General features: G+C 62.7%; 10 protein-coding genes and 3 pseudogenes. 5 read left to right on the top strand and 8 right to left on the bottom strand.

Annotated elements, in window-relative coordinates; genetic code table 11:
* Both TX78_RS14125 and TX78_RS02975 read left to right on the top strand, forming a co-directional pair.
* Positions 1 to 341: pseudogene (locus tag TX78_RS14125) on the top strand (23S rRNA (adenine(2503)-C(2))-methyltransferase RlmN); the annotation flags it as partial.
* Positions 342 to 354: 13 nt separating this feature from the next.
* Positions 355 to 783, top strand: a complete 429-nt coding sequence (locus tag TX78_RS02975) for a DUF3817 domain-containing protein (RefSeq protein WP_158644288.1) — start codon at positions 355 to 357, stop codon at positions 781 to 783.
* Positions 784 to 805: 22 nt separating this feature from the next.
* Here TX78_RS02975 and TX78_RS02970 read toward each other — a convergent pair whose 3' ends face one another.
* From TX78_RS02970 to TX78_RS02955, 4 genes are read right to left on the bottom strand one after another with little or no spacing between them, the layout of a single operon-like run.
* A complete protein-coding gene (locus tag TX78_RS02970) occupies positions 806 to 2,134 on the bottom strand; it encodes an SLC13 family permease (RefSeq protein ID WP_044493338.1) in 1,329 nt (442 codons plus the stop codon).
* Positions 2,135 to 2,175: 41 nt separating this feature from the next.
* The gene (locus TX78_RS02965; RefSeq protein ID WP_044493337.1) at positions 2,176 to 2,466 is read right to left on the bottom strand and encodes a hypothetical protein; all 291 of its coding nucleotides are present in this window, start codon (positions 2,464 to 2,466) and stop codon (positions 2,176 to 2,178) included.
* Positions 2,467 to 2,479: 13 nt separating this feature from the next.
* Positions 2,480 to 3,145, bottom strand: coding sequence for a YdcF family protein (locus TX78_RS02960; protein WP_049897364.1), 666 nt, complete (start codon positions 3,143 to 3,145; stop codon positions 2,480 to 2,482).
* 5 nt (positions 3,146 to 3,150) lie between these two features.
* Complete coding sequence (locus TX78_RS02955; protein WP_044493335.1) at positions 3,151 to 4,350, bottom strand: pyridoxal phosphate-dependent aminotransferase; 1,200 nt, start codon at positions 4,348 to 4,350, stop codon at positions 3,151 to 3,153.
* 159 nt (positions 4,351 to 4,509) lie between these two features.
* Here TX78_RS02955 and TX78_RS02950 point away from each other — a divergent pair, with 159 nt between their 5' ends.
* Positions 4,510 to 5,361, top strand: a complete 852-nt coding sequence (locus TX78_RS02950; protein WP_049897362.1) for a SurA N-terminal domain-containing protein — start codon at positions 4,510 to 4,512, stop codon at positions 5,359 to 5,361.
* A gap of 272 nt (positions 5,362 to 5,633) precedes the next feature.
* A pseudogene (locus tag TX78_RS02945) lies at positions 5,634 to 6,512 on the top strand (manganese catalase family protein).
* Between the two features lie 111 nt (positions 6,513 to 6,623).
* On the opposite strand, the gene TX78_RS02940 reads toward TX78_RS02945, so the two are convergent.
* The 4 genes from TX78_RS02940 to TX78_RS02925 form a co-directional block, all read right to left on the bottom strand.
* Positions 6,624 to 7,436: a MerR family transcriptional regulator gene (locus TX78_RS02940; protein WP_044493333.1), complete on the bottom strand. Its 813-nt coding sequence runs from the start codon at positions 7,434 to 7,436 to the stop codon at positions 6,624 to 6,626.
* Positions 7,437 to 7,486: 50 nt separating this feature from the next.
* Positions 7,487 to 8,863 (bottom strand): HAMP domain-containing sensor histidine kinase, encoded by a 1,377-nt coding sequence (locus TX78_RS02935; protein WP_044493331.1) that lies wholly within the window; start codon positions 8,861 to 8,863, stop codon positions 7,487 to 7,489.
* Entirely contained in the window at positions 8,860 to 9,537 is a 678-nt protein-coding gene (locus TX78_RS02930) for a response regulator transcription factor (RefSeq protein WP_044493329.1), read from the bottom strand. Before TX78_RS02930 ends, TX78_RS02935 begins: the two co-directional genes overlap by 4 nt.
* 102 nt (positions 9,538 to 9,639) lie before the next feature.
* Positions 9,640 to 11,127, bottom strand: coding sequence for an alanine/glycine:cation symporter family protein (locus TX78_RS02925; protein WP_233722128.1), 1,488 nt, complete (start codon positions 11,125 to 11,127; stop codon positions 9,640 to 9,642).
* 68 nt (positions 11,128 to 11,195) lie between these two features.
* Here TX78_RS02925 and TX78_RS13630 point away from each other — a divergent pair.
* Positions 11,196 to 11,441, top strand: a pseudogene (locus TX78_RS13630) (hypothetical protein); the annotation flags it as partial.

The raw sequence follows: 11,441 nt of genomic DNA, 5'->3' as shown, positions 1-11,441 counted from the left end.
GCTGGAAGGCCGATGAAGCGATTGACGCGGCGTATTACTACTACAAGACCACCGGGCGGCGGGTCTCGATCGAATACGCACTCATCAAGGACATGAACGACCACCCCTGGCGGGCGGATCTGCTGGCCGAGAAGCTCAACGCACGCGGCCGCGGTTGGGTACATGTGAATCCGATCCCACTGAATCCCACGCCGAACTCGGTGTGGACCTCATCGGATGCCGATGTGACCGCAGAGTTCGTGCGTCGACTCAACGCCGCCGGGGTGCCCACGACGCTGCGCGATACCCGCGGCAAAGAGATCGATGGCGCCTGCGGCCAGCTGGCTGCGGCTGAAGACTGAGGAAGGACATCGGATGACGACGCCGGACACGGCAGCGACGACGGATCGCGCACCTGAGGCTGAGCTGAGTGAGAACTCGCCAGCAGTCACTCCTGCTGGAGCCTCGCTGCGTGCACCGCGAGGTTCGCTGGGCTGGCAGAAGCTGATCCGGGCAGCATTTCACGTGGTGGCCATTACTGAGGCCATCACCTGGGTGGGTCTGCTCTGGGGCATGCATCAGCGCTACATTGCCGAGGCCGCCTATGACCCGGTGCCGCTGTGGGGGATGCTGCACGGCATCATGTTCGTGGTGTTCTGCGCAGTGGTGGTAGTGACGTCCTGGACCTTCCGCTGGAAGCTTTGGGAGCTTGCGGTGGCGCTGATGGCCGCTGTCCCGCCGTTGTTCACCATTCCGTTGGAAGTCTGGTACTCCCGCAGCGGCAGGGTGAAACCTCGGGGCTGATTCAGCCGTTGCCGGTGGTGTCCTAGAGCACCATAGCGGCGGTGACTCCGCCGACGAACAGCAGCACGTTGTAGTGCAGGAACGAGGGCACACAGGTGTCCCAGATGTGGTGATGCTGACCGTCGGCGTTCAGCCCGGATGTCGGGCCCAGGGTGCTGTCAGAGGCTGGTGCGCCGGCATCGCCAATGGCCCCGGCGGCACCGATCAGCGCAGCAGTGGCCAGCGGGGTGAAGCCCACCGCAGCGGCCAGCGGTACAAAGATCGCCGCGAGGACCGGCACGGTGCCGAACGAAGTCCCGATGCCCATGGTCACCAGCAGACCCACCAGCATCATGATGACCGCAGCCAACAGCTTGCTGTCTCCGATGAATTCCGAGGCCGAGGCCACCAGGGAGTCCACAGCGCCGGTCTCGTTGAGGACTGAGGCGTAGCCAGAGGCCACCAGCATGATGAATGCGATGGTGCCCATCATGCCCACACCGCGGTCCACAATGGGGTCACCGTCGGTCCACCGCTCTCCGCGCAGCACGAAGATCACCAGCACCCCGGCCAGTGCGGCCATGACCAGTGACTGGAACATCACTTGAAGGACCAGGGTCACAGCCAGGCCGATGAGCACCGCATAATCGCCGCGGCGCCACTTCAGATCGTTCGCATCGGTCATTTTCCAAGCCGTGCTGGCATCGTTGGCCAGCGGTTTCGGGTCGAGGTATTCGCGGTCCTTGCGGTAGGTCACCAGGATCGCGATGCACAGGCCTACCGCCATAGCGGCAACCGGGATAGCCATCGCCAGGGGAATCTGGCCGAGGCTGATCTCCATACCGTTCTCTTCCATGGCATCGACGATGATGCCTTGGAAGATCAGGCCGAAGCCCAGCGGGACAATCAGATACGGCGCTTTCAGACCGAAGGTCAGCGCGACTGCCACCCCACGCCGGTCGATCTTCATCTTGTCGAAGGTCGCCAGCAGAGGCGGAATCAGAATCGGAATGAACGCAATGTGCACCGGCACCAGGTTCTGTGAAAAGCAGGCCAACCCGGCAATGGCGAACAGCACAGCAGCACGGGGTCCGCGCAGCAACGGCATGACACCTCGGATGAGCTTGCGAGTCAGCCCAGATCGAGCCACCATCACCGCCAGGGTGCCCAGCAGGATATAGCTCAGCGCGGTCTCGCCCTGACCGCCCAGACCATCGATAACCACCCCGAAAGTCTCTTCTATGGAGAGCCCTCCGGTTAGCCCGGCCACCACAGCAGCCAGCAGCAGCGCGATGATGACATTGACACGGCTGAGACTGAGAACAACCAGCACCAGCACAGAGAGGACCACGGGGTTTAAGAGTTCGAGCACCGGGTTATTCCATCACATCTGACGCCACCGGGTTCTATGAGCTATTTCGCTGCCGGGGATGTCGTTTCTAGCTCGCGGACGTCGCGCCTAGTCCGATTCTGGCTCGGCAGCAGGGAGCGGGCGCCTAAGAGTGCCAGTACCGGACCCAGAAAAGGCACCAACACGGCAGCAAGAACCAGCGCCAGCCGGATGCTGGTTGTGAGGTTTCGGGCACGGAGCACCGCGATGATCGCCCAGATCATGAGCCCCACTCCTATGAGCCCCACTACTTGGGCGGTGATCTCCCATTCGGTCGGGATGAGGGGGTTCCTGGTGGTGTCCGCGCTGAGCATGTTCACAACCTATCTAGTCCAGGTAGAGGAAGAAATAGTAGGCCGCCAGCAGCACGAAAGGTGTAAACAGCACAGCATGCAGCAGGATGTGGTTTTTCAGTATCGCCACGAACTCGCGAAGAAACGCGCTGGGCACGAAGTACCACGCGGTGCGGGCTCCCACCACTTCAGCGTCAAGGCGAAGTTTGCGTGCCAGCAGCGCTGAACGCAGCACATGATAGTTGTTTGTCGCCACCAGCATCGGCCCGGGGCGGCCAGCTTCGCGCTGGATCTGCGCGGAATACAGCAGGTTTTGCTCGGTATTGACTGCCCGGTTCTCCGGTCTGACGTCTCCGGAAGCGACACCGGCAGCCAGCAAGTACTCGGCCATGCCCTCACCTTCAGGACGAGACTCATCCACCTCCTGCCCACCGGAGGAGATCAGCAGCGGTTTAGGATCGTCTGCGTCGCGGTAGACCTCAAAGGCACGGTCGAGCCGGGCGCGAAGCAGCGGAGGCACTTTGCCGCCAATGAGCTGAGCCCCCAGAATCACGACGGCGGCCGGAGCCACATGAGCAGATTGATGACCGCCAGCCAGCCCCAGCAGGACGCCAAAGACTAACAGCACTCCGTTGCGCAGCATTCGCCGGTCCCGGGACCAGGCGTAGAGCACAAAACACAGCAGCGTCAGAATCAGCATCCATATCAGGGGACCTCGTCTTTCCGGGGGTTCTGATTAGCGGCGTGGAACTGCATAATCCGCTCCAGCCCGGCGCGCACCGTGGCTGCACCGGGAGCCAGGCTGAGCCTGATCCATTCATGGCCGGTGACCCGGTCAAAGTCCGTTCCAGGAACGACGGCGACACCGGCCTGTTCCAACAGTGCCTGGCAGTAGGTGCTGGAGTCGCCCCATCGGTGCATATGGCGCCCCAGATGGGCGTAGACGTAGAACGCGCCGTCGGCTGGTGCCACCTGTTCCCAACCGAGGTCTGGAAGGGCACCCAGCAGTGCCTGGCGCGCAGCAGCGTAGTCGGCAACCTGAGATGCGGCGAAGTCCAATGACTCAGGGCTGAAGGCCTCCACTGCCGCCAGCTGGCTGCCGTGCGGCGGGCACAGGGCGATATTGCCGGCAAGTCTCGAGACCGGGTCTACCAGGTGCTCGGGCAGCACCGCCCAGCCCAGCCGCCAGCCGGGCATCCCCCAGTATTTGGAGAAGGAGGAGACCACCACGGCGTCATCGCCGGTTTCTAGTGCGCTGACTGCCGGTTCACCGTAGGTAATGCCGTGGTAAATCTCATCGCTGATCAGCTGCACGTCGTGTTCGGCACACCACCGGCTGAGCTTCTGAAGCTGATCCCGGCTGATCATGGTGCCGGTGGGATTGGCAGGGGACGCGAGAATCAGCCCACTGATCCGGCCCTGAGCATGTGCCGTTTCCAACTGTTCGACAGTCGGCTGGAAACGCACCTCGGGGCCGCAGTCTAAGTCGACCACCTCAATATCCAGGCTGCTGAGGATATTCCGATAAGCGGGATAGCCGGGCCTGGCCAACGCCACCCGATCGCCTGCGTCGAAGGCCGCCAAGAAACTGAGCATGAAGGCACCGGAGGAGCCTGTGGTGATGGCAATCCGTTCGGCGGGGATCTGCACCCCGTACCAACGCTGATAGTGCTCAGCCAGGGCGCGGCGCAGCGCCATAATGCCCAAAGCGGGGGAGTAGTTCAGCACGGTGTGACTGGCGTGGAGGCCAGCCGCGGCATCGTTGACGGCGGCCGGGGCACCAGAGCCAGGCTCCCCGGCAGTCAGCGAGATAATGTCCCGGCCCGCCTCGCGCAACTCTTCGATGCGCCCGAGAATGCGCATGACTTCAAAACCAGGAACCTCAGAGCGGCGCGAGGGGTGCATACCTCCCAGCCTAACCGGCACGCATAGTGCGATCCTGACATGCGCGGATACCTTTGCCTGAAGCTGGGCTGGACTGCAGCTGGGTCTTGCGTTGCGGTGAGAGTGCTACGGTGCCGGTTCGCTCACCGTTTGAGCACACCGTTGAAGGAGGAGCTGGGTATGAAGAACCCCGATCTGAACAACCTTATTCTGAAGAACACAGTGCAGAAGAAGGTGCTGACCACCGCGGCTCTTGTCGCTCTGCTGTTCGGGCTTTCGGCCTGTGATAACTCCGGGGAGGATAACGCCGAGGACGCCGCCGCCAATGAGGCTTCGCAGGAGCAGCCCCAGCAGGATGAGGGCAGCCCCGAAGGTGGCGAAGGAGAAGCACCGGAGATGCCCGAGCCGGATCTTGGTGATGTCCCGGAGGTAGTGGCAGAGGTCAATGACGCGGAAATCTCCGGTGAGGACTACCGCACTGCGTACGAATCTCAGTTCATGCAGCAGTCCATGCAGGCGCAGATGTCTGGCCAGGAAATCGACGAAGAACAGCTTCAGGATCAGGTCCTCAACAGTCTCATCGGTGCAGAGCTGCTGGTGCAGCAGGCCGAGGAAGACGGCTATGAGCCCAGCGAGGAAGAGGTTGATGCTGAACTTCAGGAGCTCGCAGAGGCCAACGGGATGGAATCAACGGATGAGCTGATGCAGATGGCTCAGGAGCAGGGCACTGAGGAGGACGAGCTGCGGGCCGATGTGCAGAGGCAGCTGAAGATCACTCACGTCATTGAGTCCCTCGAGGTGGATGAGCCCACTGATGAAGAGGTCCAGGAGGCCTATGACGGCTTCACCGCCGGCCAGCCTGCGCCTCCGGAAGGCGAGGGCGAAGGCGATGCTGAAGCACCAGAGACGCCTTCCCTGGAGGAGCTGCGCCCCCAGATTGAGGAGCAGCTGACGGCGCAGAAGCAGAACGAGGCTGCGACAGCGCACGTGGACCAGATACGCGAGGATGCTGACGTGCAGATCCACCTGTGATCCCACAAGGGTGATCCTTCGCGGATCGACCGGGCAGGCCCCGGGCTTGATGCAGGAGATGTCGAGCCCGGGGCCGTCGGCCGCTGACCAGGGCGTTCGTCCAGGGAATGTAGGGGGACTTCCCGGGTGCAGAGTATCGTTCGCGCCGTGGCTCCGGAGTAGTTTGGCAAGTGCTGCAGCAAGCACAGTGCGTTGAAGCACCGTCCGTTCTACCAAGCACCGCATATCCACGGGCACGAGCCGGCCGTGACCCTCCCTATTCGGAGGAATCCATGTTTTTGCACAAACAGACCCTGCAGTACAAAGCAACACCGGAGAAACCCGACGCTGTCTACGCCCGAAAATCAGGAGTTGATCGGTGGTCAGTACGGTGAGATCACCGTGGCCATGCAGTACAGCTTCCAGGCGTGGAACGCCCATATCCCAGGCAAATACCGTGACCTGCTCTTCAGCACTGCTGCCGAGGAGTTCGGGCATGTAGAAATGCTCGCCACCATGGTGGCCCAACTTCTGGAGAAAGCTCCGCAGGGCATCACCGAAGACGCTGTTCAGGATGACCCGACGGTGGCGGCCATTGTGGGCGGCACAGATGTCCAGGAGGCAGTTGTCGCTGGCGCCGGGGCGCGCCCAGTGGACAGTAACGGTAACCCGTGGAACGCCGGTTACGTGACCGCCAGCGACAACTTGCTGGCGGACTTCACCTCCAACATCAATGCGGAGATGCAAGGCCGTACTCAAGTGGCTCGGCTCTATCACATGACTGATGATCCCGGGGTCCGGGACCTGCTCTCCTTCCTGCTGGCACGGGATACCCATCATCAGAACCAGTGGTTGGCGGCCGCGTGCGAATGCAGGCGGAGGGAGTTGAGGAGATGCCGGTTCCCAGCAATTTCCCCAAGTCCAAAGAGGCACAGGAGTTCTCCTACCAGGCCATCAACTTCAGCGACGGTGAACACATGAAGGAAGGCTCCTGGGCCTCGGGTCCTGCCCCCGATGGTTTGGGCGAGTTCACGTATGTGGCCACCCCGCCCGACGGCGTCCCCATGCCGCCGCCTACCCGCCCTGACTCTCGTTTCTACGGCACTACTGACATGTTGAATATCGTGGAGAAGACAGCGGGCGCAGTCCAGGACAGGCTGAAGAAGGAGTAGCTTTCTCAGCCATACAGTCTGCCAGCGGTGCGAAACCTGCGTTCCTTGCCCATACCTGGCACTGATTCTGCAGGTTTCACACCGCTCTAGGCTGCTCAGCCCGCATGCGTATCAGCAGTTATTCTGCACCCAGTTGGCCAGGGCCTCGCGCACGAACTCCGCGCCTTGGATGCCGCCGTAGTTCGCGGCGAAGCGTGCATCGCTGACATATAGGTCAGCCAGCCCCAACACGTACTCCTTCAACTGCTGACCTCCGGCGGCGGCCGGTGTGCCTGGTACACCGCTGAGCCACTGCACGTGGCGGGCTGCCAGATCCTGGGCTGCGGACGACGTCGTCCCCGCCCCTGATTCCCCGGTCTCCACCCAGGCTGTGTTGAGTGCCTTCACCTCGGTCATCCATGTCTGACGCTCTGCACCGGACTTCGCCTCCCACCAGGTATTGCTGCGCTGCCAAGCGTCTACTCCCCAACGCTGGCTGACCTCGCGTTGATATATGGTGTGGTCAAAACCGTCGAACATGTCCTCTGCCACGAGTTCTCCGCCTCTTTCTACTGTGCTGATGGTGTGCTGCACTGACGCGATCTGTCGCGCCAATCGCTGCTGCTCTTCCTTAAGCAAGTGCAGATGAGTCCTCAACACCCGGACATGGGATTGCTGGGCAGCCTCCGGTGCCTGCGGATCGCTGGCGCTGAGGGCTTCCCTGATGGCTGGCAGTCTCAAGCCCAGTTCCCGCAGCAGCAGGATGCGCTGCAGGCGCAGCAGAGCAGCGGCGTCGTAATACCGGTAGCCCTGATGACCGACTCTGCTGGGTTCCAGCAGGTGCTGCTGATGATAATGACGCAGGGTACGGCTGGTTGTTCCGGTGATTCGGGCGATCTCCTGGATCGACCATTCTCGCCGCCGTGGCTGTGGAGAGGAGCTCATAGCATCACCGTAGAGGTTGACGCTGCGTCAAGGTCAACGCTGCGTCAAGGTCAACGTCGCGGCCAGCGCAGCGTGAATCGGGCCCCGCCGTCGGCCCTATTGGCGGCTTCAGCGCTACCGCCGTGCAGCGCCGCGGCCTGCGCGACGATCGCCAGCCCCAGGCCGGATCCGTGCCGCTGCCGGGCGGCTGATCCGCGGAAGAACCGGGTGAAGAGCCGGGGGATCTCATCCTCCTGCAGGCCCGGGCCCCGGTCTTCCACCACGACGGCGACCTCCTGTTCCTGCTGGATCAGACGGACGGTGACCATGCTGTTGGGGGAGCTGACCTGCAGGGCGTTGCGCACCAGATTCGCCACCGCACGTTCCAACGCAGCGGGGTGGACCACCGTGGTGCAGGGTTCGGCATGGACCTCCACCGCTACCAGCGGATTCACTCTCTTGCTGCGCTGTACAGCGCGGGTGATCAGCTCGGACAACTCCGTCTGTTGGGAGGGTTCATCATGCTGGTCGCCCTTGGCCAAGGTGATGATGCCGCTGACTTCTTCCGTCAGGGCCACCAGTTGGGCGTCCAGGTCTTGCATCAGCTCAGCACGATCCTGGCGGCTGAGTCCGCGCTGTGGGTCCTCCTCCGATTTCGTGAGCAGTCCCAGGTCATTGCGCAGCACCGCAAGCGGGGTGCGCAGTTCGTGGCTGGCGTTCTCCACCAGTTCCCGCTGCTCACCGCGGGCCCGCTCCAGGGCGGCGAGCATCTGATTCACCGAGGCTCCCAGCCGCGAGATCTCATCTTTCAATCCGGCCTCGACGTCGATCCGGTGACTCAGGTCCTGGGTGGCGGCCACTTGCTCGGTGGCAGACACCAACCTCTCCACCGGTCGCAGCGCGGTCCGCGAGACCATCCAGCCCAGCACGGCGGCCAACGCAATCCCCGCCAGCGCTGTGCCGGTCAGCGACCACGCGACCGAGTCCAGGGTGGCCTCTACGGTATTCAGCGGTTGAAAGAGCCGCAGCACACTGTGCCCGTCCGCCGCGCTGTGGGTCAGCACCCGGTAACTCTCCCCGCTCAACCGTAGGGTCTGAAGCTGTGGCTGACCAGGCGGTCCGGGCTCGGGAAGTTGAGCCCCTTCAAGGGCACTGGTGAGGGGCTCGAAGGTCACCTGATAGGTGCTGCCGTTGGCGTCGATGACCTGGACCCCCACCGGGTCAGCCTGGACCATCTCCACAAGCTGCAGCTCCGGTTGTGACCCGCCACCGGGTACTCGGGCGGCTGCCGCGATACGGTCTACCTGCTGGGAGCGGGCTAATAGTTCCTCATCAACCTCGTCCATCATGGAGGACCGCACCAGCAGCCAGGCCACCGCGGCTGCAGCGATGATAGCCAGCGCCACCGCGGCGGCGGTCAGCATGGTCAGCCGGGCGCGCAGGGTCACGAGGGCTGCCTCAGCACATAGCCGATGCCGCGGACGGTGTGGATCAGCCGCTCGCCGGTGCGCTGCTCTAGCTTCCGGCGCAGGTATCCGATATAGACATCAAGTGAGTTCGACGATTCATCCAGCTCCCCGCCCCACACAGCATCGTAGAGCTGGGTGCGGGTGAGCACCTGACGCGGGTGACGCATAAAGATCTCCAACAGTGCGAACTCAGTGCGCGTGAGCTCCAGCGGCTGCCCAGCGGCGCTGACCTGCCACCCTGCCGGGTCCAGCTGCAGCGGACCAAACGTCAGCGCCTGGTCCGCCTCACTGCCACCGGAGCGGCGCAGCAGGGCCCGCAGCCGAGCGAGCAGTTCCTCATAGGCGAAGGGTTTGACCAGATAGTCATCGGCTCCGGCATCCAGCCCTGCCACCCGGTCACCGACTTCAGATTTGGCAGTGAGCATCAGCACCGGGGTGCGGTCACCGGCTGCACGCAGGGCCCGGCAGGTAGCGAGACCATCAAGGCCGGGCATCATCACATCGAGCACTATTGCATCCGGTGTGGCCACCGGCAGCATCTCCAGGGCTTCTTCGCCGCTGGAGGCAGGCACCACGTGGTACCCCTCAAAGCGCAGGGAGCGCGCTACTGAACGCAGCAGCGCCTGTTCGTCGTCCACCAGCAGTATCCGCATAGCCGCATTATCCTCGCGCTTGCTAAGAGCTCGCTAAGACGACGGCCCCGGGGCCCTCCTGTGCTGGAGAGTCCCGGGGCCGCCGTCGTCGTCATGTTCGGCTTAGCTTGCGGTAGAAGCTTGTCTCTGGGCCGCGAGGTAGTCCTTCATATCCTCCTCGGTCCAGCACTCCACATTCCGCAGCTCCGGCATATCCGAGGCCAGGAACACTGGGTCCAGGCCTTGTTTGCGCTGCGCCTGGTAGTGCTTGAGCAGTTTCACCGCGGTGCCGGACATCTCCATGATCACCAGCAGGTTGAACATTGCCAGGATCACCATGGTCACACCGGCAATGGTCCAGGCCAGATCCACCGAGATCACCGCACCTAAGAAGACCACAGCGGTCAGTGCGACGGCGTAGATCTTGCGCAGCGTCTCAGAGCTGGAGATGAACAGGATATTGGCTTCACCGAAGGAGTAGTTGCCCAGCACGGAGGTGAAAGCCAGCAGGAAGATGATGACCGCCAGCAGGATCGCACCGAAGCTGCCGAAGTTCGCCACCAGTGCAGACTGTGTCAGTTCTGCACCCAGGTTCGCGTCCACAGTGGTGTCCGGGAAGGTGAACAGAATGATGAACGCCGTCACCGAGCAGATGATCAGTGTGTCCAGATAGACGCCGAGGGTCTGCACCAGACCCTGCTTGGCCGGGTGGGAGACATCCGCGGTGGCCGCGACATTGGGCACTGAGCCCATGCCTGCCTCATTGGAGAACATGCCGCGCTGAATGCCGGCCATGATCATCGCGCCGAAGGCACCGCCGGCGGCAGCCTGGAAATTGAAGGCTTCACCAAAGATCAGTGCGACCACGGTGGGGAGCTGGTCGATATTCATCGCCACGACCACCAGGCCCACCAGGATGTAGAGGATGGCCATGATAGGCACCACGTTCTGGGTCACCTGGGCGACTCGGCGCAGCCCGGCCACCACAATGATGCCGGTCAGCGCAGTGAGGATAATGGCCAGGATCCACACCAGGGCGGTGGTGTCTTCCATGCCGAATTCGCTGGCGGCACCGGTGACGGCGTCAACAATGGTGTTGGCCTGCAGGGAGGTGAAGCTGAAGGCGAAGCAGAAGATGAAGATCACCGCGAAGACGATGCCTCCGGAGCGCGATCCCAGGCCGCGCTGGATGTAGTAGGCCGGGCCACCCTTATAGGTGTCGAAGCGGCGCGTCTTGTACAGCTGGGCCAGGGTGGACTCCACGAAGGATGCGGCCGAGTTGAAGATGGCCATGATCCACATCCAGAAGATGGCTCCGGGTCCGCCCATGGCGATTGCACCTGCCACGCCGGCGATGTTTCCGGTGCCCACGCGCGCGGAGGTGGTCACGGTAAATGCTTGGAAGGCCGACAGGCTGCGGGTGCGCCCGTTCTCGTCCTTCTGGGCCTTATCGGTGATGCTGCGCAGCATATCCGGCAGGTGCCGGATCTGGACTCCGCCGGTGCGGATGGTCAGGTAGATAGCGACGATGATAATCACGGGGATGCCCACAAGATTCCATGCCGCCTCCTCAAAGCTCCCAATGGTCTCTAGGACCGATTCCATAGTCATAGAGATGACCCTAATCGTTACAGTGAGGTAAAGAACATCTCACACAGGCATTTTTTGGGGAGGTCCCGGTGGGCGAAGCGGTATCTGCGCAGGCGCGTCTCTCCGACGACGCCGTGGGCTCGGGATTGGCCTGGCAGCACGGGATGGCAGCCCGATCTGCCCACGCGGTGGTTGCTCTGCTCAGCGGTGCCGGGCTCGCCAGTTCCGCATATTTGGGCTGGACAGTCGACTCTGACCTACCCGACGGGGTGGGCTACGCCGGGGGATTCACTGCGGGCTGGGATCACCTGGTGAATCAGCCGGCCTATTTCACA

It is taken from the genome of Nesterenkonia massiliensis, from assembly GCF_000455245.1.
Taxonomy (GTDB): Bacteria; Actinomycetota; Actinomycetes; order Actinomycetales; family Micrococcaceae; genus Nesterenkonia; species Nesterenkonia rhizosphaerae.
Note: the sequence above shows the minus strand (reverse complement) of the source record. Positions and strands in the feature narration are given on the sequence as shown.